At 65.8% G+C, this 19902-nt stretch carries 20 protein-coding genes; 9 read left to right on the forward strand and 11 right to left on the reverse strand.

Annotated elements, in window-relative coordinates:
- The first annotated feature begins 9 nt into the window (after positions 1–9).
- Positions 10–396 carry a RidA family protein gene (locus QQL24_RS28005; RefSeq protein ID WP_284315597.1) on the forward strand — a complete coding sequence of 129 codons (387 nt, stop codon included), beginning with the start codon at positions 10–12 and terminating at the stop codon, positions 394–396.
- Between the two features lie 38 nt (positions 397–434).
- On the opposite strand, the gene QQL24_RS28010 is transcribed toward QQL24_RS28005, so the two are convergent.
- Positions 435–971, reverse strand: a complete 537-nt coding sequence (locus QQL24_RS28010; RefSeq protein ID WP_284315598.1) for a 2'-5' RNA ligase family protein — start codon at positions 969–971, stop codon at positions 435–437.
- A gap of 71 nt (positions 972–1042) precedes the next feature.
- Positions 1043–1525 (reverse strand): MarR family winged helix-turn-helix transcriptional regulator, encoded by a 483-nt coding sequence (locus QQL24_RS28015; RefSeq protein WP_284315599.1) that lies wholly within the window; start codon positions 1523–1525, stop codon positions 1043–1045.
- Positions 1526–1631: 106 nt separating this feature from the next.
- On the opposite strand from QQL24_RS28015, the gene QQL24_RS28020 reads away from it, so the two are divergent.
- On the forward strand, positions 1632–2042 hold the full coding sequence (locus QQL24_RS28020) for a VOC family protein (protein ID WP_284315600.1): 411 nt from the start codon (positions 1632–1634) through the stop codon (positions 2040–2042).
- 257 nt (positions 2043–2299) lie between these two features.
- Here QQL24_RS28020 and QQL24_RS28025 read toward each other — a convergent pair whose 3' ends face one another.
- Positions 2300–4156, reverse strand: coding sequence for a M3 family oligoendopeptidase (locus QQL24_RS28025; RefSeq protein ID WP_284315601.1), 1857 nt, complete (start codon positions 4154–4156; stop codon positions 2300–2302).
- 283 nt (positions 4157–4439) lie between these two features.
- Between QQL24_RS28025 and QQL24_RS28030 the strand changes: the two genes are divergently transcribed.
- The 3 genes from QQL24_RS28030 to QQL24_RS28040 all read left to right on the forward strand — a co-directional run bounded on the left by QQL24_RS28030 (position 4440) and on the right by QQL24_RS28040 (position 10201).
- Entirely contained in the window at positions 4440–5957 is a 1518-nt protein-coding gene (locus QQL24_RS28030) for a sigma-54-dependent transcriptional regulator (protein ID WP_284315602.1), read from the forward strand.
- Between the two features lie 153 nt (positions 5958–6110).
- Complete coding sequence (locus QQL24_RS28035) at positions 6111–8243, forward strand: L,D-transpeptidase family protein (protein ID WP_284315603.1); 2133 nt, start codon at positions 6111–6113, stop codon at positions 8241–8243.
- Positions 8244–8593: 350 nt separating this feature from the next.
- A complete protein-coding gene (locus QQL24_RS28040) occupies positions 8594–10201 on the forward strand; it encodes a peptidoglycan L,D-endopeptidase MepK (protein WP_284315604.1) in 1608 nt (535 codons plus the stop codon).
- A 133-nt stretch (positions 10202–10334) separates the two neighbouring features.
- Here QQL24_RS28040 and QQL24_RS28045 read toward each other — a convergent pair whose 3' ends face one another.
- The gene (locus QQL24_RS28045; protein WP_284315605.1) at positions 10335–10616 is read right to left on the reverse strand and encodes a BolA family protein; all 282 of its coding nucleotides are present in this window, start codon (positions 10614–10616) and stop codon (positions 10335–10337) included.
- A 197-nt stretch (positions 10617–10813) separates the two neighbouring features.
- Between QQL24_RS28045 and QQL24_RS28050 the strand changes: the two genes are divergently transcribed.
- Positions 10814–11881 (forward strand): DUF2125 domain-containing protein, encoded by a 1068-nt coding sequence (locus QQL24_RS28050; RefSeq protein WP_284315606.1) that lies wholly within the window; start codon positions 10814–10816, stop codon positions 11879–11881.
- Between the two features lie 212 nt (positions 11882–12093).
- Here the strand turns inward: QQL24_RS28050 and QQL24_RS28055 are convergent, their stop codons facing one another.
- Genes QQL24_RS28055 through ftsY form a run of 5 tightly spaced genes read right to left on the reverse strand, consistent with a single transcriptional unit; the run spans position 12094 to position 14917 of the window.
- Positions 12094–12390 (reverse strand): addiction module antidote protein, encoded by a 297-nt coding sequence (locus QQL24_RS28055; RefSeq protein ID WP_284315607.1) that lies wholly within the window; start codon positions 12388–12390, stop codon positions 12094–12096.
- A complete protein-coding gene (locus tag QQL24_RS28060; RefSeq protein WP_284315608.1) occupies positions 12391–12681 on the reverse strand; it encodes a type II toxin-antitoxin system RelE/ParE family toxin in 291 nt (96 codons plus the stop codon).
- A gap of 14 nt (positions 12682–12695) precedes the next feature.
- Positions 12696–12947 carry a metallophosphoesterase gene (locus tag QQL24_RS28065; protein ID WP_284315609.1) on the reverse strand — a complete coding sequence of 84 codons (252 nt, stop codon included), beginning with the start codon at positions 12945–12947 and terminating at the stop codon, positions 12696–12698.
- Positions 12948–12970: 23 nt separating this feature from the next.
- On the reverse strand, positions 12971–13639 hold the full coding sequence (locus QQL24_RS28070; protein WP_284315610.1) for a septation protein A: 669 nt from the start codon (positions 13637–13639) through the stop codon (positions 12971–12973).
- Positions 13640–13642: 3 nt separating this feature from the next.
- Positions 13643–14917, reverse strand: a complete 1275-nt coding sequence (gene ftsY, locus QQL24_RS28075; protein ID WP_284315611.1) for a signal recognition particle-docking protein FtsY — start codon at positions 14915–14917, stop codon at positions 13643–13645.
- Between the two features lie 217 nt (positions 14918–15134).
- Between ftsY and QQL24_RS28080 the strand changes: the two genes are divergently transcribed.
- The gene (locus QQL24_RS28080; protein WP_284315612.1) at positions 15135–15899 is read left to right on the forward strand and encodes an RluA family pseudouridine synthase; all 765 of its coding nucleotides are present in this window, start codon (positions 15135–15137) and stop codon (positions 15897–15899) included.
- Positions 15900–15913: 14 nt separating this feature from the next.
- On the opposite strand, the gene QQL24_RS28085 is transcribed toward QQL24_RS28080, so the two are convergent.
- Entirely contained in the window at positions 15914–16807 is an 894-nt protein-coding gene (locus QQL24_RS28085; protein ID WP_284315613.1) for a LysR substrate-binding domain-containing protein, read from the reverse strand.
- 108 nt (positions 16808–16915) lie between these two features.
- Here QQL24_RS28085 and QQL24_RS28090 point away from each other — a divergent pair, with 108 nt between their 5' ends.
- The gene (locus tag QQL24_RS28090) at positions 16916–17131 is read left to right on the forward strand and encodes a hypothetical protein (RefSeq protein ID WP_284315614.1); all 216 of its coding nucleotides are present in this window, start codon (positions 16916–16918) and stop codon (positions 17129–17131) included.
- A gap of 96 nt (positions 17132–17227) precedes the next feature.
- Here the strand turns inward: QQL24_RS28090 and ispG are convergent, their stop codons facing one another.
- A complete protein-coding gene (gene ispG / locus QQL24_RS28095; RefSeq protein ID WP_284315615.1) occupies positions 17228–18481 on the reverse strand; it encodes a flavodoxin-dependent (E)-4-hydroxy-3-methylbut-2-enyl-diphosphate synthase in 1254 nt (417 codons plus the stop codon).
- 329 nt (positions 18482–18810) lie between these two features.
- On the opposite strand from ispG, the gene QQL24_RS28100 reads away from it, so the two are divergent.
- The gene (locus QQL24_RS28100) at positions 18811–19902 is read left to right on the forward strand and encodes an FUSC family protein (protein WP_284315616.1); all 1092 of its coding nucleotides are present in this window, start codon (positions 18811–18813) and stop codon (positions 19900–19902) included.

Below are 19902 nucleotides of genomic sequence, written 5' to 3' on the forward strand. Positions count from 1 at the left end.
AATTTCGCTATGCAGATGATTGTCAGGAATCCCATCGAGGGCATCTATGCCGCCACGCCCGACTACGTGCATGCCATGGAGGTGGTGGGCGCGCAGCGCCTGCTCTTCATCAGCGGCACGATGGGGTTGGACGCGGCCGGCCGGCCGCCGGAGAGGCTGGAGGCGCAGCTCACTCTGATCTGGTCCAACCTGCGCCGTATCCTCGCCGAGGCCGGCATGACCATCGCCAATGTCGTGCGTGTGACGAGCTATCTGCGCGAGGTGGCTTTCGCGGAGGCCAATCAGCAGGCTCGCCTCGACGCCCTTGGCGATCACCGCATCCCAACCACCGCCATTGTGGTCGCGACGCTAAGCCCGGACTGGCTGGTGGAGGTGGAAGCGGTGGCAGCGGGGTGAGATGGCGCAAGGGCGAGGCGATAATACGCGCCCCCTTCTCAATCCGGAGCGATCAGGGCCTGACTGCGGCGGATCACGGCTGGCGGGAAGGCGACCAGTTCAATGCGGCCGGTATCGCCGCGGATCGGCCCGCCCCATAACGCCATGGCGATTTCGAGGATGCGGGCCGGCGGATGACGGTCGCTTTGGCTCAGCGTGACATGCGGCACCCAGGCCCGCGGCAGGTCATGCGGGCGGATGGGGATGGGCCGCAGCGCCATGGTCACGCGCTCATGCAGGGCAAGAAGCTCGGAGGTCACGGCAGGGGCGAGCCAGACTGTGGGGGGCGGGTCTGGAAAGATACCGAAGCCTGCGAGGTTGACGGGCAGGGGCGGCACGCCGTCCGCCACCGCAAAGACCGCCTCCTCGACAACCGCTGGCAGCGCCGCGGCCTCGATGACGGCGAGGGTGATATGGGGATGGTAGCCGAGATCGAGCACCTCCCGTACGCCGAGCTGTTCGGCAAGACCATGCCAGATCCGTTCCACCGGACCGGCGGCAGCCGCATCGAGACGCAGGGTGACGGCAAGGGACATGGGTGGTCTCCGATCCTAGCGCCGTCAGCCATAGCACACACGACACATCGCCAGATTCTGCCAGGTCTCCCCTACAGCCCCGCGACCAACTTCTTCAGCAGCGAGTTCAGCATCTCCTGCTCCTCCGGTGACAACACCCCTAGCAGCCGCCGCTCATTCTCGACATGGCGGCCGATGGTCTCGTCGATCACACCCTTGCCCCTTTCAGTGAGGGCGATCAGCTTGCCGCGGCGGTCCTGCGGGTCGGGGCGGCGCTCCACGAGGCCGGCACGCTCCAGGCGGTCGAGGCGGGCGGTCATGCCGCCGGAGGAGATCATCATGGCCTGGTAGAGCTGGGTCGGCGAGAGCATGAAAGGCGCGCCGGAGCGGCGAAGGGTGGCGAGCACGTCGAACTCGCCCGGCTGCAACCCGGCTGCGGCGAAGAGAGGGTTCATATGGTCGCGAAGCACGCGCTCCGAGGCGTCGGAGATGCGGCCGAAGATCGCCATCGGCAGGGAGGGCAGATCGGGGCGCTCGCGGGCCCATTGGTCGACGGCGATGTCGGCACGGTCCATGGCAAAATCACTCGATATAAAGTATCTTGACATCAAGATACATTTTATCTACTAACATGTCATCGAGATGATAATCCGTCTCATGACAGCCGTGAAGGAGGAAAACATGGCCAGGATGATTTTCGTGAATCTGCCGGTGCGCGACCTCGCGGCGTCGGCCGCGTTCTATACGGCGCTCGGCGGCGAGGTGAATCCGCAGTTCTCGGACGAACGGACCAAATGTGTGATGTTCTCGGAGGCAATCGGCGTGATGCTGCTGACGCATGAGCGCTACGGCCAGTTCACCCAGCGCCCCATCGGCGATGCCCGCCGCGAGAGCCAGGCCCTGCTCGCGCTGACCATCGACAGCCGCGAGGGCGTCAACCAGGCACTCGACAAGGCCGTAGCCGCTGGCGGCCGCGCCGACCCCAATCCGGCGCAGGATCACGGCTTCATGCTCAACCGCACGGTGGAAGACCCGGATGGCTATGTCTGGGAGCTGGTGTGGATGGATATGAGCGCGATGCCACAGGGGTGAGGGGGAGCGTTTGCCCGGGACCGCCGGCTTTCCAGCCGGCTCTTGGAGGCGGATTGCTTTCCGACTAGGGAAGAGGCGGATCGTCCGACACTCTCTTGAGTGTCGCAGGGACGTCCGCGCTCCCAGCCACGGCGCCTCTTCGATTGCCCGTAGCGCGTGGGGCAGGGCTCCGGGTGCACGGGCATCCTGCCCGTTCTTCCGTTGTCGTACAGCGCATCGTTTCCAGGAACGGGCAAGATGCCCGTGCACCCGGAAAACTACATCGCCTCCAATTCCGCGATCATGCCCTCGATCATTCCCAGCCCGATCTGCCAGAAGGCCGGGTCCCTGGCGTCCAGCCCGAACGGCTTCAGCAGCTCCGAATGGTGCTTCGTCCCACCCGCCGCCAGCATGGCGAGGTAGCGTTCGGCAAAGCCTTCATGCGCCTTCTCGTAGACGGCGTAGAGTGAGTTCACCAGGCAGTCGCCGAAGGCATAGGCGTAGACATAGAAGGGCGAGTGGATGAAGTGCGGGATATAGGTCCAGAAGGTCTCGTAGCCCGGGCCGATATGGATGGCTGAACCCAGGCTTTCGGCCTGAACCGACAGCCAGATCTCGCCGAGCCGCTCGGAGGTCAGCTCGCCCTGGCGGCGCTCGATATGCACCTTGCGCTCGAAGGAATAGAAGGCGATCTGGCGCACCACCGTGTTGATCATGTCCTCCACCTTGGCGGAGAGCATGGCCTTTTTCTGCTCGGGGCTGGCCGCCCTGGCGAGGAGCGCTCGGAAGGTCAGCATCTCGCCGAAGACGGAAGCCGTCTCGGCCAAAGTGAGCGGCGTCGGCGCCATCAGCGCGCCATTGTGGCCGGCCAGCACCTGGTGCACGCCATGGCCGAGCTCATGGGCGAGCGTCATCACGTCGCGCGGCTTGCCTTGGTAGTTCAGCAGCACATAGGGATGGGCCGAGGGCACGGTGGGATGCGCGAAGGCGCCCGGCGCCTTGCCGGGACGGATCGGTGCGTCGATCCAGCGCTCGTCGAAGAAGCGCTGGGCGATATCAGCCATGCGCGGGGAAAAGCCCGTATAGGCGTCGAGCACGGTGGCGCACGCCTCCTCCCACTTGATTGGCGTCGAGTCCACCTTGGGGAGCGGTGCGTTGCGATCCCAATGGTTGAGCTGGTCGAGGCCGAACCATTTTGCCTTCAGCCGGTAATAGCGGTGGGAGAGGCGGGGATAGGCGTCCTGTACCGCGGCGACCAGGGCATCCACCACCTCCCGTTCGACGCGGTTGGCGAGGTGGCGTGAATCGGCCACGTCCTCGAAGCCGCGCCAGCGGTCGGAGATCTCCTTGTCCTTGGCCAGCGTGTTGGTGATCAGCGTGAACAGGCGCAGATTGTCCTTGAAGGTGCGCGCCAGGGCATGGGCCGCATTCTCGCGCTTGGTGGGCGAGGGGTCCTGCAACAGGTTCAGCGTCGGCTCCAGCATCAGCTCCTGGCTGTCCTCCACCCGGAAGCGCAGGCCCGAGATCGTCTCGTCGAACAGCCGGTTCCAGGCGCCGCGCCCGCTCACGGACTTGTCGTGGAACAATTGCTCGATGCGGTCCTCGAGTTGATAGGGCTTCTCGATGCGGATATCGTCGAGCCAGGGCTTCCAGTGCGCGAGCGCCTTGTCCTCCACGGCCCCGGCCAGGGCGCCATCCTCGATGCGGTTGAGCTCCAGCGTGAAGAAGAGCAGATGCGAGGAGGCAGTGGTCAGCCTGTCCTGCACGTCGCCATAGAATTTGGCGCGGGCGGGATCGGTGGTGTCGCCGGCATAGAGCAGGCCGGCGAAGGAGGCGACCCGGCCGAGCCGGTCCTCGATCTCCTCATAGGCCTTGATGATGGCGGCGAGCTTGCCCGCACCGCCTTGGTCCGCCAGCACTTCGGCGAGCTTGCCCTTATGGGCCTCCTCGAAGGCGATGCAGTCGCTGAGGCCCCTGTCGAGATCGGCGGCGATCCGAGGCGAATCGAGCGAGGGATAGAGGTCGGCGAGATTCCATTCCGGCAGGGAGCCGAGCTCGCTGCTCACCTGCGGCGCCTGCGCCTTGCGGGACTCGGATGCGGGCTTGGCGGAACCAGAGGCTGTCTTGCCGGCCATGGAATCTCCCTTTCGAGACGAATGTGACGGGACATATACACATCCGAATAGCCAGCGGTAAGGGTTCCTGGGAGCGCGGACGTTCCGTCCGCCTCTTCCTCTCCTTCGAACGCGACGTTTCAAAGAGGCGGACATCGCGACATGCGAGCATGTCGCTGTGACGTCCGCGCTCCCAGCACTTTCTCCCAACGTCGTTAAGCAGTCCTTCACGCTTCTGCCCCTAGATGATCCGAAACGGCACAACAGGGCGTTTCGCCCGTGGTTGAAGTGTGGCGGGGGTTTGATGGGCTCGACTATTCTGATTGCCGACGATGATCCGGTACAGAGGCGGCTGCTGGAGGCGATGGTGCGGCGCTTCGGCTATCAGGCGCGCCTGGTCGATGGCGGCGAGGCGGCGCTGAAGGAGTTGGAAGGCGGGCTCATCGATCTCGTCATCCTCGACCTGGTGATGCCTGATCTCGACGGCATGGGCGTGCTCGGCCGCATGCGCGGCAGGGGCATCGAGGTGCCGGCGATCGTGCAGACGGCGCATGGCTCGATCGATGCGGTGATCTCCGCCATGCGAGCAGGCGCGGCCGATTTCGTGGTCAAGCCGGTGGGCGCCGAGCGGCTGCAGGTCTCCATCCGCAACGCCCTCAAGCAGCGGGCCATGGAGCGCGAGACGCGTCTCCTCTCCAGGCGCGCCGCCGGCACGCTCGGCTTCAAGGATCTCATCAGCCACAGCGCCGAGATGGAGCGCGTGATGCGCCTCGGCGAGAAGGCGGCCGCCTCCACCATTCCCGTCCTGATCGAGGGCGAGGCCGGCACCGGCAAGCAGATGGTGGCGCGCGCCATCCATGGTGCCGGCGATCGGCGTGGCCGGCCCTTCGTCGCCGTCAATTGCGCCGCCCTGCCGGAGAACGAGGCCGAGCGCATCCTGTTCGGCCAGGAGAAGAATGCCGCCGGCGTCGCCGACAGGCAGGTCGGCAAGCTCGCCGAGGCCCATGGCGGCACGCTCTTCCTCGACGATATCGGCGAGATGCCGCCGGCCCTGCAGTTCAAGCTGCTCGACGCGTTGCGCAATGGCGAGATCGAGCCCCTTGGTTCCCGCCGCGCCGTGCGCACGGAATTCCGGCTGATCTCGGCCACCAGCCGCAACCTGATCGACCTCGTCAAGGCCGGACTCTTCCGCGAAGACCTCTATTACCGACTGCATGTCTACCCGATCATGCTGCCCCCGCTTCGGGTGCGCCGGGAGGACGTCGCCGACCTCGCCTGGCACTTCCTCGCCCGCTTCAGCGCGGAGGAGGGCAAGGTGGTCCGCTCCATCTCCTCGGAAGCCTTCGCCCTGCTTTCGGCCTATGACTGGCCCGGCAATGTGCGCCAGCTCGAGAATGCTATCTATCGCGCCGTGATCCTTGCGGAAGGCGACGAGATCGGCATCGCCGAGCTGCCGCAGATTGCCGCCCGGGTGGAGGGCTTCGACGTGCGCGTGCCCTCGGCCCCGCTGCTGCCGCCCAAGCCCGTGCATACCGGCCCGGCCATGATCACCGGACAACCTTTGCGCGAAATCATCACGGTGCGCGAGCCCCATACCATGGCCATGCTCGACGCCAGGGGCGACGTTCGCACGATGGAATCACTCGAAGCTGATATGTTGAAATTCGCCATCCGCCATCATCGCGGGCAGATGACGGAGGTTGCGCGCAAACTCGGCATCGGCCGGTCCACGCTTTATCGCAAGCTCAAGGAATTGGGACTTGACGAAGCGGCGATTGGCGTGAGACCCGAGGAACTTAACCAGGGGCATCGCGCAGCGTGATTGTTCGCACACCGGAATTTGTCTTGAATCTGGCATAGTACTGGTCACTATCGAAATAATGGAAGTCGGCGCTCCAAACATTGCGCGCCGGGATAGAGGGATAAAATGAGTTACCGCTCCAATTTGTTGAGTTCGGTTGCTCTGGCTGTGGCCTTGAGCGCAGTATTTCTGCCGGCTTTTGCGCAAAACAATAGCACGCCCGCGGTTCCCGCCCTGAGCGCGGCGGAAAAGCAGAATGCCTTCGCTCCAACGAGCCCCCAGACCGAGCCGGCCACCGCCTCGCCCAAGGAGCAGGCCTCGGTCAAGCCGGCGGCCCAGCCCCAGAACGATCCCGTTTCGACCTCTGCCCTGACACCCGCTCCGGTTGAGAATGTGCCGGTGCCGGCCCCGGCGGTGGTGCCACCCGCGCCGGCCGAAACCGCGACCGCCCCCGACGTGCCGAGCTCGATCTCCGCAACGCCCAAGACCGACGGCGCAGTGCCCGCCAAGCCGGCCGATGCCTCGGCCACGGCCTCTACGTCACCCACCACCCCCGATGCCCAGGCCACGCCCGGCGCCGGCCCCGCGCCGCAGCTCCCGCCGGCTGTCCCCGATGCCGCGCCTGCCCAGGCCACGACACCGCCTGCCCCTGCCCCTGCGGCTCCGGCTCCTGCCGAGGCCACTACACCGGCTCCCGCCACGCCCGCCCAGGCTGAGACGCCTCCTGTGGCTCCGGCTCCCGCCGAGGCCACCACACCGGTTCCCGCCACGCCTGCTCAGGCTGAGATGCCCCCTGCCGCGCCGGCGCCTGCCCAGGCCGCCGCCCCGGCTGAAGCCACGCCCGCCAATCCGGTGGCGGTGGCGCTTGCCGGAAAGCTCGCCGAGATCGCCACGCGCGGCCCCTATGCCCGCGCGGTCAGCGATTTCTACAGCCTGCGCGGCGGCGCTCCGCTCTGGGTCGAGAACGATGCTCTCACGCCCGTCGCCAAGGGGCTGGTCGAGCGCATGGGCCATGCCGACGAGGACGGGCTCGATGCTTCCGCCTTCCGCGTGCCCGCCCTCGACGCGCTGGGCAAGGGCGACGCGAAAGCCGATGCCGATGCCGAGATCGCCGTCTCGCTCGCCGTGCTGACCTATATCCGCGAGGCTTCCTCGGGCCGGGTCGACACCAAGGAGATCGGCGACGACATCGTGGCCGCGCCGAACATGCCCGATCCGCTTGCCGGGCTCGCCTCGGTGGCGATCGCCTCCGATCCGGTGGCGGTGCTCGATGGCTACAATCCGATCGCGCCGCAATATCTCGCGCTCAAGCGCAAGCTGGCCGAGGTGCGGGCCGCCAGTGCCGCCAATGCCCAGACCCCGCCGCCGGTGGTGCCTTCAGGGCCGACCCTCAAGGTCGGCATGAGCGACACGCGCGTCGCCCTCCTGCGCACGCGCCTGGGCGTGACCGCGAGCGATGCCGACAGCGATGTCTATGACGAGGACCTGCAGAAGGCGGTGCGCGACTTCCAGGTCCGCCGCAACCTCAAGCCGAACGGCGCGCTCGGCCCGTCCACCGTGGCCGCGCTCAACGCGGCGTTGCGCCAGCCCCGCGTCAACATCGAGGACGAGATCGTCGCCAACATGGAGCGCTGGCGCTGGCTGCCCCATGACATCGGCACCTCCAACGTCATGGTGAACGTGCCCGAGTTCATGGTCCGCGTCACCAAGGACGGCGAGATGGTGCATGATGCCAAGGTGGTGGTGGGCAAGCCCGACACGCCGACCCCGATCTTCTCCGACACCATGGCCTTCGTGGTGATGAACCCCTCCTGGAACGTGCCGCAGTCGATCATCAAGAAGGAATATCTGCCCAAGCTCGCCAATGATCCGGACTTCCTGGAGCGCCATGGCTTCGTGGTCACCTATGCCGGCGGCCAGATGCAGGTGCGCCAGCCGCCGGGCGAGGATAATGCGCTCGGCCACATCAAGTTCATGTTCCCCAACAATTTCTCGGTCTACCTGCACGACACCTCCATGCGCAGTCTGTTTACCAAGGACAAGCGGGCCTTTTCCCATGGCTGCGTGCGTGTGGATAACCCCTATCAGTTCGCCGAGATCGTGATGGGCGCGGATAATGGCTGGACCGCGGACCGCGTGGAAAGCTTGGTCGGTGGAAAAGAGCAACGTATTGATTTAAAAGATAAAATTCCCGTCCACATTGCCTACTTCACCGCCCGCGTGGATGACGATGGCGAGCTGAAATTGTTCGATGATATCTACGGATATGACAAGAAGGTCATTTCGGCTCTTGGCCTTCAGGGCTGAAATCTGATATGGAACGATTTAACCATGTTTAGTAAGGGTTGGCTTATGCCAGCCTAGCGTTCGTCTTTTTGCCACGTTTCGCCAGCAAAAGGCCATTCATAGGGCCGAGGCGAACGGATAAAACTGAGGGGTCGAACGGTGCATCAACGGTGCTTTAACCAATCTCGGCAAGACTCTGTCAATTCGGACCAGGTGTCGGCCATTCCATCCATGGATAGTCCTTCCCACCCCGTCCATCAGTCTTCGCGCCGAGAACTGTAATCGTGCAGAATCCATTCAGCCTTTTGCCCCGGATTGGTGTATCGCGTCCCGGTCGCATTCTGGCCACAGCCCTCGCATCAGCTTTGGTGATGACGGTTCTGGTTCGGCCGACGGAAGACGCGGTCGCCAATGGCGATACTCGCTCGCTCAGCATGCGTCATCTCCACACCGGAGAGACCATCAACATCGTCTACAAGCGCAACGGGTCCTATGATTCCGCCGCGCTGAAGCAGATCAACTGGTTCCTGCGCGACTGGCGCAAGAATGAGTCCGTGAGCATGGATCCGCGCGTGCTCGACACGCTGTGGCTGGTCTATCGCCAGGTCGGCGCTTCCCAGCCGATCAACATCGTCTGCGGCTATCGCTCGCCCGGCACCAACAACATGCTGCGTCGCCGTTCGCGCGGTGTCGCCAAGTTCAGCCAGCACACGCTCGGCAAGGCCATCGACTATTTCATCCCCGGTGTGTCGCTCACCAAGCTGCGCGTGGCGGGACTGCGCCTGCAGCGCGGCGGCGTCGGCTTCTACCCGACCTCCGGCTCGCCCTTCGTGCATATGGATGCCGGCGGCGTGCGCATGTGGCCGCGCATGAGCCGCACCGAGCTCGCCTCCGTCTTCCCGGATGGTAAGACCGTGCTGATCCCCGCAGACGGGCGCCCGATGCCCGGCTATGACGTCGCCCTCAACGAGATCCGCCGCAATGGCGGGGCCGTGGGCGGTGGCTTGGGTGAGGATGATTCCGGCGATAGCGGTTCGTCGGGCGGTGGCGGTGGCGGCGGCGGCTTCTTCGCGGCCCTGTTCGGTTCGCGCCCCAGCACCACCACCTCAGCGCCTCCGCCCTCCGTCGTGGTGGCGCAGACCGATACGCGCAGCAACAGCCGCAACAGCCGTATCGTGACGCCGCCACCGGCTCCGCTGCCGCCACCGGCTCCGCTGCCGCAGATGGCGATGGCCGATGCGGCTCCGGCGCCGCTGCCGCGCGTGGCACCTGTCCCGCTGCCGTCGCGCCGCCCTTCGGATATCGATACGCAGCCGCCGGCCGCCGATGTGGCGCAGCCGCAGCTCGCTTCGGCTGATGGTGGCCAGCGCATGGTCTGGCAGGCCGGCGCGTCGGCGCAGATGGCGTCCAACGTCCCGCTGCCGCCGATCCGTCCCGGCAGCGAGGCGGAGCAGCCTGACAACAGCCAGCCTGCGCCCCAGCAGGTTGCTGCGCTCGATCCTCCGGCCACCCAGCCTGCGGTCGATACCAGCGCGAACAGCAGGCCTGTGGTCGATCCCAAGCCGCCGATCTTCGCCGATCTCTCCCAGAACAGCGAAGGCTTCATGAAGCGTAGCGTCAGCCGCCAGACCCAGCGTGCGCTCGGCTTTGCCGATTTGACGCCGGTGACCAACACCGCCCGTCCGCAGCGCCCGCAGCTGATCGCCACCCGCTTCGAGAAGCAGAATTTCGCTTCGCTCTCGGCGCCGGTATCGGCCGCCCGCAACAAACAGCAGGCGACGCTGATCAAGCCTGACCTGGGACAGACGGCTTCGCTGATCACGCCGCCTTCCAAGACCGTGGTGATCCACTTCGGCGTCAGCGCCTATCAGGATCTGCGCGCCGACAAGTTCACGGGCGCGGCCGTCAAGCCGCTGCGCACCGCCAGCTTCGCGCCGATGCCGGATATCTTCACCGGCTCGATCGCCTCGACGAATTAGCTGGGAGCGCGGACATCCTGTCCGCTCTTGAGACGGTGCGTTACGGAAAAAGGCGGAGCGCCCGTTGCAGGCGCTCCGCCTTTTCTTTTTTACTCATCGTTTCAAGAGCGGACGGGACGTCCGCGCTCCCAGGTTACCACCGCACCGCTTCACCCGGCGCGCTCGCTTCGATCGCCAGCGCATGCACGCCCTTATCGAAAGCCGGCTTCAGGGCCTCGTTGATCATGCGATGGCGATCCACCCGGCTGCGGCCGGCGAAACTTGCCGAGACGATGCGCACGCGAAAATGGCTCTCGCCGCTGCCGCTATGGCCGGCATGGCCGGCATGGGCGGCGGATTCGTCCAGCACCGCCAGGCGCTCCGGCGCGAAGGCCTCACGTAGGCGGGTTTCAATCAACGCGTGGATGGAGGACATCGACAATTTCCTATCGCCCGTCGGGATGACACGTCCCGGCCGTATTTCTTCGCAATAGAGCATCGTGTCGAAAAAGGAAGCGCGGTTTGCGGCAACATCAGTATGCGAGACGAGAGCATGCAAGCCTCCACGCCACATATGATTGACAGGCCCCGGCCTGCATTGCTACGCGGCGCAGTCCTCATGAGAACAAGCCCTTGCCCACTGACATGACCGTCCCCGCGCCGCGCCGTTCCTCGCGCCGCGTCTTCCTGCCGATCATCCTTCTGGCCGTCGTCGCCATCGCCTGGTCGGGCTTCTGGTGGTATGCGACCAGCCGGGTCAGCACCGAGATGGACCGCTTTATCGCCAAGCAGGCCGAGCTCGGCCGGCAGATCAGCTGTGACCAGCGCAGCGTCGGCGGCTATCCCTTCCGCATCGAGGTGCATTGCGCCAGCCCCAAGGTCGAGGGCAACCGCGCCGGTAAGGCCTTCAGCGCCAATCTCGGCGAGATCAATGCGGTGGCGCAGGTCTACCAGCCCAACAAGGTGCTGCTCGAGGCCAAGAGCCCGATGGTGCTGGTCGACAAGGACGGCGATGGCGTGACCGTCACCTCGAACTGGACCAGTGCCGAGGCGAGCGCCTCGATCTGGACCTCTGGCCCGCAGAATGCCGACATGGTGATCAAGGGCCTCACCACCACGGTCGATCGCGGCGGCCAGACGCAGACGATGTTCGATACCGCCAATGTGGAGGCACATATACGCCTTGCCGAGGGCGCCGATGCCGCACCGGGCGCCTATGACCTCGCCGCCGATGTCGACGCCAAGGCGGTGGCGCCGGTCGACCTGTTCCTCGGTGCTTCCTCGCCGCTGAGCGCCACCTTCCGCGGCACCATCACCCGGATCGACCTGCAGCCCATGCCCATGGAGGACCGTCTGCGCGACTGGGCCGACAATGGCGGCACGCTGACCATCACGCAGGCCCAGCTCAATCGCGGCCCCAGCAGCGTCAAGGCCAGCGGCACGGTGGGCCTGGAGACCAGTGGCCATCCCTCGGGCGACCTCGTGGTGGCGCTTTCCGGCGTGCCCGAGCTTGCCGATACGCTCAAGCAGTCCGGCCGGGTGCCCGCCAGCCTCACCAGCCTCCTCGGCGTCGGCCTCTCCATGCTCGGCAAGCCGACGAACATTGACGGCAAGGCCGCGGTGGAGGTGCCGGTGAAGGTCGCCAACGGCAAGGTCAATATCGGCGCCTTCCCGGCCGGCAAGGTGCCGAAGCTGTTCTGAAGGGGGCTGGGCCTCTGCCTAGCACCCACCTCGTGGCTCAAGGCGCGCCTGACACTCCAATCCTGTGGCGATGCCGAGAGGAATAGCTCCTTGCGACAACAAGGTCCAAGGCGCTGAAATCGGCTGAAAGGCCATTCCAGCACCAAGCCGGATCATGCCGAGGAAGCCATGTTACGATTGCTTGCCTTGGTAGGAACAGCCCTGTCCCCTCCTCAGTGGGAATCGGGGATGGGCGCCAGCGTCAAGCGCAGCCCAAGCACCCGCGCCGCTTTGGCGACGGTTCCGATCGTCGGATTTCCGCCTGGTCGAAATACCTTGTAGATTGTCTCCCGGCTGAGCCCGCTCTCCTTGGCGAACTGCGTGGCGCCGCGCGCGCGTGCGATGTCACCGATCGCAGCTGCAATTAGTCCGGGGTCGCCATCCTCCAAAGCGGCTTCGAGGTAGGCGGCCTGGGATTCCGGCGACCCGATATGGTCCTGGATATCGAAGCGGGTTGTCTCGATTGCCATTTACAGCTCCTTCGCCATCTTTTTCGCCTCGGCGATATCGGCCGGCTGCGTTTTCTTCGTCCCGCCGCAGAGGAGGACGATGACCACCTCGCCGCGCCGTACCAGATACAAGCGATAGCCTGGTCCATAGTCGATGCGCGCTTCACTGACGCCTTCGCCGACGGGTTTCACATCACCGAGATTGCCAAGTTCGATACGCCGTATGCGCGCCAGGATGCGGCTGTGGGCCTGCTTGTCTCGTAATTCGGCAAGCCAACCCGAAAAGGCCGCTGTCAGGTGGACCTCAAACATGTGTATTATAGTACTCAGTTACAAGAGGGCGTCAAGGCGCGCTCGCGGGCCTTGCACAATTCCGTCAACACATTCTCGCGGTAGAAATCGTGATTGCCGGGCACATAGAGCACGGGCAGGCCGCGCGGGATGAGATGCTCGCGCAACCAGGGCAGAGCGCGGTCATGCAGGCGGTTGCAGACATCACCTGCAACGATGACGGCCTCGACGCCCTCGGTTGTCGCTGCCGGCGTGTAGGGGCAGACGTCGACATGCAGGTCCGACAAGATCCACGACGCATTCCGAGAGCTCAGCCCTTGTCCTTCTCCACCGCCGCCTCCTGCGGCTTCACCTCATATTTCAGCAGGATCGGCACCTGCGTGGCGGTGAAGAGCAGGGTGATCGGCATGGTGCCCAGCAGCTTGAAGCCGCTCCAGAACTCGTTCGAGAAATTGCGCCAGACGACCTCGTTCAGCACGGCGAGGAAGAGGAAGAACAGGCCCCAGTTGAGCGTCAGCTTGCGCCAGCCCTCGGGCTGCAGATCGAAGGCCGACTCGAAGACGTAGCGCACCAGGGAGCGCCCGAAGGCGAGGCCTCCAAGCAGGATGAAGCCGACCAGGCCGTTATAGATGGTCGGCTTCATCTTGATGAACACCTCATTGTGCAGCCACAGCGCCAGAATGCCGAAGACGATGACGAAGATGCCGGAGGCGAGCGGCATGATCGGAATGCGCCGCATGATGATGAGGCCGGCGGCCATCGCCAGCACGGTGATGGGGATGAAGACGGAGGTGGCGATGAAGATGCCCCCGCTGTCGCCCTGGAACATGCCGGCCGGCAGGATGGCCTCGACCAGCGGCCTGAACCATTCGGGCCGGATATTGGCGACGAAGAACACGCAAAGCGGCCCCATCTCCAGCAGCAGTTTCAGGGCAGGGTTGACCTTCTGGCGCGTCGGCGCCTCGGATTCCAGCAGCATGGCTCACTCCAGGCCGGCGATGGCGCGGGAGAAGTCCCGGGCGGAAAAGGGTTCGAGGTCGTCGATGCCTTCACCGACGCCGATATAATGCACGGGCAGGCCGAATTTGGCGGCCAGCGCCACCAGGATGCCGCCGCGGGCGGTGCCGTCGAGCTTGGTCATGACGAGGCCGGTGACGCCGGCGATCCTGCCGAAGATCTCAGCCTGGGAAATGGCATTCTGTCCCACCGTGGCGTCGAGCACCAGCAGCACGGCATGCGGGGCGCTATCGTCGATCTTGCGGATGACGCGCACCACCTTGGCAAGCTCGTCCATCAACTGCGTCTTGTTCTGCAGGCGGCCGGCGGTGTCGATCAGCAGCACGTCCGAGCCGTTCTCCTGCGCTGCCTTGAGGGCGTCGAAGGCCAGCCCCGCCGAATCCGAGCCCTGCTCGCGGGCGATGATCGGCGAGCGGGTGCGGTCGGCCCAGACCTTGAGCTGCTCGATGGCGGCGGCCCGGAAGGTGTCGCCGGCGGCCAGCGTCACCTTCAGCCCGTCGGCCGAGAATTTGGCGGCGAGCTTGCCGATGGTGGTGGTCTTGCCCGAGCCGTTGACGCCCACCATCAGCAGCACGAAGGGCTTCTTCGAGCGGTCGAGCACCAGCGGCTTGGCGACGGGCGTAAGGATGGCCTCCACCTCGCTCGCCAGCACCTGGTGCACCTCGTCAGGCGAGATCTGGCGGTCGAAGCGGCCCTTGCCGATGGCTGCCGCGATGCGGGTGGAGACGTCGACGCCGAGGTCGGCCTGGATCAGCACGTCCTCCAGTTCCTCGATGGTGGTGGCATCGAGCTTGCGCTTCAGCACGATGTCGGTGATGCCGCGGCTGATGGCGGAGGAGGAGCGCGACAGGCCTTCCTTCAGGCGCCTCCACCAGGATTTCTTTTCCGCGGGCGCCGGGGCGGGCACGGGCTCGGGAACGTAGACGGGCGCCGGCGCCGGGACGGGCTCCCGTGGAGGCGGGGCCGCGTCGACCAACTGCTCGGGCACGATCAGCTCGGCGGCGGCAAGCGGCACTGGTTCGATCAGCGCCTCCAACGGATGCTCGGCTTGCTGCTGCTCGTCCCGCGGTTCTTCGGGTTGCGTCAGCCCGGGCTCGGCCTGCGTCTGCGGGGCGGGCTGCGGCGTCGGCTCGGGAGCCTGGGCGGGGGTATCCTCCTGCGGCGCGGGCTCCGGGGTTGCCGCCCCGCGTCCGAACAGGCGGGAAAAGAAGCCGGTCTTCTGCTTTTCGCTTTCGGTCATCGAAACTCTTGCTGTCTCTCGCGCCAAGGCCGGCGAGGCGATCTTGCCACGAAAAAATTGTCGTTTGCTGCAGGAAGCTCTAGCGCGTTTCGCCTCCAGACGGAAACACCGAGAATCGCAAAATGCGCCCGAACGGCGCGTGCCTTGCTGGAAAAACGTTTCAGCCTGAACGCATTTTGCTCTAGCCCACTCGGGCCAATCGGGATAGCGCTAAGCGATGATTTCGCTCGATTTGACCGCGCGGCTGCTGCATCGCGACGCCCTCATCCTCATCCTCGACAAGCCCGCCGGCCTGCCCGTGCATGCCGGGCCGAAGGGCGGCCCGAACCTTTCCGCCATGCTCGGCCAGCTCAGCTTCGGCCTGCCCAAGCCGCCGGAACTCGCACACCGGCTCGACAAGGATACCTCGGGTTGCCTGGTGCTTGGCCGCCACGCAAGGCCGCTGCGCACCCTCAACGCGCTCTTCGCCGAAGGCGGCGTTGCCAAGACTTATTGGGCGGTGGTCGAGGGAGGGCCGGCGACGGACGAGGGCCTCATCGACATGCCCATCGCCCGCCGCTCTCCCGAGCGCGGCTGGTGGATGAAGCCGGCCGAGGACGGCTTGCCGGCGCAGACCGATTTCCGCGTGCTCGGCCGTGCCGAGGGGCTCACCTTGCTGGAGCTGAAGCCGCGCACCGGCCGCACGCACCAACTGCGCCTGCATTGCGCCGCCTCCGGCTTTCCCATCGTGGGCGACGCGATCTATGGCAGCGCCCCGCGCGAGGGTGGCCCGGTGCTGCATCTCCATGCCAGGGCAGTGAGCGTACCGATCCTGCCGAAGAAGCCGCCGGTGGAGGCGCAGGCGCCGCCGCCCGACCACATGGAGGAGAGGCTGCGTGCGCTCGGCTATGCCGGCCCGATCAGCCCGACGCCGGCCGAACTGCTCAGGCCGCCCGTGCCGCCAGTGGTGCGGAGAGGACTGCGGACGCGTAGGGAAATCTGAGCTCCCAGCTAGGCTTATTCTCCAAGATTCACCCCCACCTCCCTCAGGATCCACTCCCGAAACATCCTGATCTTCGGCACATTGCGGCGGGCCTCCGGGTAGACGAGGTAGAAAGCCATGTCGCTCTGCACCAGCAGGTCGAAGGGCTGTACCAGCCGTCCCTCGGCCAGTTCCATCGCATAAAGCGCCCTCGAGAGAATGGCGACGCCTTGGCCTGCGAGGGCCGCCGAGGCGGCAAAAGCCTGCATGCCGAGGCGCCGGTCTCTCACCGGCGTTGGATAGACAGTGCCGGCGGCGGCGAACCAGTTCTCCCACCAGGGGTCGTCGGCATCGAGGATGGGCAGGCGCAGGAGGTCCGATGGTTCGCGGACCGGGATGCTGGCGGCGAGCCTGGGGCTCAGCATCGGCGCGAAGTCGCCTTGCACCAGGAGATGCGCGCTGAGGCCCGGCCATTGTCCCATGCCGGAGCGGATGCCGACATCCGCCTCTTCGCGCGAGAAATCGGCGTAACGATTGCTGGCGTCCATGCGCACGGCGATGGTCGGATGGGCGATCTGGAAGTCGCCGATATGCCTGGCGAGCCACATGGTGGCGAAGGTCACGGAGGCACTGATGGTGAGCGTGCCCTGTACCCCGCCCTTCGCGGCGGCATAGGCCTCGCTGATCATGGCAAAGGCCTCGGTCACGGCGGGGGCCAGCCGCCGCCCGGCGTCCGTGAGCTCGATCTGGCGCGGCAGGCGCAGGAAGAGCGGCCCGCCGAAGCGCTCCTCGAGGACACGGATCTGGTAGCTGACGGCGGCCTGCGTCATGCCGATCTCTTCCGCCGCCTTGGTGAAGCTGAGATGCCGCGCCACCGCCTCGAAGACGCGGATGGCGGCGAGGGGCGGGAGCGGATGCAGCATAGGCATAAGGCCTCTTTATGCGCGTGACCTGAGCTTCGATTGGTCAGCTTGCCGCATTCATGGGATTATTGCCAGTGAAACGGCATGAATTTCGTGCCGGCAAGGAGAAATCCCATGACCGTCACATTGTTCGGAACGATAAGGCTGCCTTATTTGGGGTGGAAGAGCCGCGTCGCGGGCAAAGCCGCCCTTCGCGGCGCTTCAATCGGCACGCCCAACCTCCCCCGCCATCTCCTGCGCGACATCGGCCTGCTCGACGGCCACGAGACGCCACGGGGCAGGGCGGAGCCGTCGGCTACGGCGCGGGATATGGTGGAGAGGTATCGGTAAACTGTCCGGGTGCGCGGGCATCCTGCCCGTTCTTGGAAACGGGGCGCCTTACGATAGAGGAAGAACGGGCAAGATGCCCGTGCACCCGGGATCAGCTTACTCCGCCGCCGGCCGGACCCCATAGCGCCGGTCGATATAATCGATCACCAGCTGCTTGAATTCGTCGGCAATACCCGGCCCGCGCAAGGTGGCGGCCTTCTGGCCGTCGATGAACACCGGGGCCGTCGGGGTTTCGCCAGTGCCGGGCAGGGAGATGCCGATATCGGCATGCTTGCTCTCGCCGGGGCCGTTGACGATGCAGCCCATTACGGCGACCTTCAGCGTCTCCACGCCCGGATAGCGCGACTTCCACGCCGGCATGGACTCCACGATGAAGCCCTGGATGGATTGGGCGAGCTCCTGGAACACGGTGGAGGTGGTGCGTCCGCAGCCGGGGCAGGCGGCGACCAGGGGCACGAAGGTACGGATGCCCATCACCTGCAGGATCTCTTGGGAGACCTTGACTTCCTGCGTGCGATCCCCGCCCGGCTCGGGCGTGAGCGAAACGCGGATGGTATCGCCGATGCCATATTGCAGCAGCGGCGAGAGCGCGGCGGCCGAGGCCACGATGCCCTTGGAGCCCATGCCCGCCTCGGTCAGGCCGAGATGGAGGGCGTAGTCGGATCGATTGGCCATCTCGTTGTAGACGGCGATCAGGTCCTGCACGGCCGAAACCTTGGCCGAGATGATGATCTTCGATTTCGGCAGGCCCATTTCCACGGCGCGGTCGGCCGAGAGCAGGGCCGATTGCACCAGCGCCTCCCAGGTCACCGTGCGGGCATCGACCGGCGCGGCGCTCCTGGCGTTCTGGTCCATCAGATGGGTGAGCAATTCCTGGTCGAGCGAGCCCCAATTGGCGCCGATGCGCACCGGCTTGCCGTGGCGGATCGCCGTCTCGATGATGGCGCCGAATTGGCGGTCCTTCTTGTCCTTGAAGCCGACATTGCCGGGATTGATGCGGTATTTGTCGAGCGCCTGCGCGCAGGCCGGATGGTCGGCCAGGAGCTTGTGGCCGATATAATGGAAATCGCCGATCAGCGGCGTGGTGATGCCGACGCGCAGCAGCCTTTCCTTGATGCGCGGCACGGCGGCGGCGGCCTCGTCCCGATCTACCGTGATGCGCACCAGCTCCGAGCCGGCGCGGGCAAGCGCCGCGACCTGGCGCACCGTGCCGTCGATATCGGCGGTATCGGTGTTGGTCATCGACTGCACGACGATGGGTGCGCCGCCACCGACAGTAACGCCCCCGACATCGACGGGAACGGTGGTGCGGCGGGATTTCAGGCCGAAGCGCTCATAGGAAGGGATCATCGGACACCGGAGAATTGTTTGGGATGACATGGACCTTCGGGGAAAGGAGGTCAAGACACGACAGCGGGAGGGTTTCCCGGGGACCGCCGGTATCCTGCCGGCTCTTCCTTCGCTGGCGGGCGCGGCGCCCCTGGTGTGCCGACCTCCAGGTCGGCATCTTTTTTGCGGACGTCGTGGTTCCATGCCGATCTGGAGATCGGCACACCGGGTGCGCCGCGGTTTCCATGCCCAATCGGGCACCCGGACCCTCTGGCCTGAATCCGCCCGGCATCCTAAGCTCATCCCACGCCGATAGCATGGCCAAATGGAAGTGATGTGAAGAGAGCGTGATGATCGGCGTCCTGAGCTCGGCCTCCCTCCTCAAATGGCTCTCGGCCAAGCGGTCCGAGCTGACGCTCGCCATCCGCATTACCGTGGCGGCGGGGCTGGCCTTCGCGCTCGTCAAGCTGGTGGGGCTCAGCCAGAGCAGCTGGGCGGTGATCACCTCCGTCATCGTCATGCAGACCAGCCTCGGCGGCTCGGTGAAGGCGGCGATGGACCGCATGGCCGGCACGCTGGTGGGGGCGGTGTGGGGCGCCCTGGTGTCCATCGCCATATCGCATCACTCCAACCTCGAGACGGGGCTGGCGGTGCTCGTCGCCGTGGCGCCCACGGCCTTGTGCGCGGCCCTGCGCCCGAGCTTTCGCGTCGCGCCGATCACCGCGCTGATCGTGCTGATCCCCTCGGGCTCGACGCTCACGCCTTATGCCTTCGCGTTGGAGCGTGTGGCCGAGATCGTCGTCGGCATCGTCGTGGGCGTGTCGGTGGCCATGCTGGTGCTGCCGGCCCGCGCCCATGGTGTGCTCGCTGCCGCCGCGGCCAAGGTGACCGATCTCAACGCCGATCTGCTCGTCGCTTTGATGGCGGGGCTGATCGAAGGGCGGGGCCGGCCGGATGTCGCCGCCCTCCAGGCCAGCATCCGCGCCGGGCTGCGCCAGGTCGACGCTGCGGTGGACGAGGCAGCGCGCGAGCGCAAGGCCCATCTCAGCAATGTCGCGGATGTCGAGCCGCTGGCCCGCACGCTCTACCGTGTCAGGCATGATCTCGTGATCATCGCGCGCGTATGCGTCCGTGCGTCGCCCGAAAGCGTGGCGCCGGCCCTGCGCGAGCCGCTGCTCGGCCTGCGCGACGCCACGGTGGCCTTGTTGCATGCGATCGCCGAGGCCCTGCGCCGGCGCTACGTCGCCCCCGACCTCGCTGGCTTCGAGGCAAGCCTCGCCGCCTATGTCACCGCCATGGACAGGCTGAGGGCCGAGGGCGTTTTTCGTACGCTGGGGAGCGACGAGATGGGCCGGATCTACACGCTGCGATTTGGGTTCGAGCAGTTGGGGAAGGACCTGGGCGATCTGGCGGAAAGGGCGGGGGAGATGGCGCAGGAATAG

This window comes from Labrys miyagiensis, assembly GCF_030160835.1.
In the GTDB taxonomy this organism is placed as follows: Bacteria; Pseudomonadota; Alphaproteobacteria; order Rhizobiales; family Labraceae; genus Labrys; species Labrys miyagiensis.

Excerpts from the sequence above, each read along its gene's own strand:
- QQL24_RS28030 (WP_284315602.1), top strand. The coding sequence starts at position 4,440 with ATGGGCTCGACTATTCTGATTGCCGACGATGATCCGGTACAGAGGCGG.
- ispG (WP_284315615.1), bottom strand. The coding sequence starts at position 18,481 with ATGATCCCTTCCTATGAGCGCTTCGGCCTGAAATCCCGCCGCACCACC.
- QQL24_RS28015 (WP_284315599.1), bottom strand. The coding sequence starts at position 1,525 with ATGGACCGTGCCGACATCGCCGTCGACCAATGGGCCCGCGAGCGCCCC.
- QQL24_RS28085 (WP_284315613.1), bottom strand. The coding sequence starts at position 16,807 with ATGCCTATGCTGCATCCGCTCCCGCCCCTCGCCGCCATCCGCGTCTTC.
- QQL24_RS28040 (WP_284315604.1), top strand. The coding sequence starts at position 8,594 with ATGACGGTTCTGGTTCGGCCGACGGAAGACGCGGTCGCCAATGGCGAT.
- QQL24_RS28010 (WP_284315598.1), bottom strand. The coding sequence starts at position 971 with ATGTCCCTTGCCGTCACCCTGCGTCTCGATGCGGCTGCCGCCGGTCCG.
- QQL24_RS28005 (WP_284315597.1), top strand. The coding sequence starts at position 10 with ATGCAGATGATTGTCAGGAATCCCATCGAGGGCATCTATGCCGCCACG.
- ftsY (WP_284315611.1), bottom strand. The coding sequence starts at position 14,917 with ATGACCGAAAGCGAAAAGCAGAAGACCGGCTTCTTTTCCCGCCTGTTC.
- QQL24_RS28055 (WP_284315607.1), bottom strand. The coding sequence starts at position 12,390 with ATGGCAATCGAGACAACCCGCTTCGATATCCAGGACCATATCGGGTCG.
- QQL24_RS28080 (WP_284315612.1), top strand. The coding sequence starts at position 15,135 with ATGATTTCGCTCGATTTGACCGCGCGGCTGCTGCATCGCGACGCCCTC.
- QQL24_RS28025 (WP_284315601.1), bottom strand. The coding sequence starts at position 4,156 with ATGGCCGGCAAGACAGCCTCTGGTTCCGCCAAGCCCGCATCCGAGTCC.
- QQL24_RS28020 (WP_284315600.1), top strand. The coding sequence starts at position 1,632 with ATGGCCAGGATGATTTTCGTGAATCTGCCGGTGCGCGACCTCGCGGCG.
- QQL24_RS28070 (WP_284315610.1), bottom strand. The coding sequence starts at position 13,639 with ATGCTGCTGGAATCCGAGGCGCCGACGCGCCAGAAGGTCAACCCTGCC.
- QQL24_RS28100 (WP_284315616.1), top strand. The coding sequence starts at position 18,811 with ATGATCGGCGTCCTGAGCTCGGCCTCCCTCCTCAAATGGCTCTCGGCC.
- QQL24_RS28060 (WP_284315608.1), bottom strand. The coding sequence starts at position 12,681 with ATGTTTGAGGTCCACCTGACAGCGGCCTTTTCGGGTTGGCTTGCCGAA.
- QQL24_RS28090 (WP_284315614.1), top strand. The coding sequence starts at position 16,916 with ATGACCGTCACATTGTTCGGAACGATAAGGCTGCCTTATTTGGGGTGG.
- QQL24_RS28045 (WP_284315605.1), bottom strand. The coding sequence starts at position 10,616 with ATGTCCTCCATCCACGCGTTGATTGAAACCCGCCTACGTGAGGCCTTC.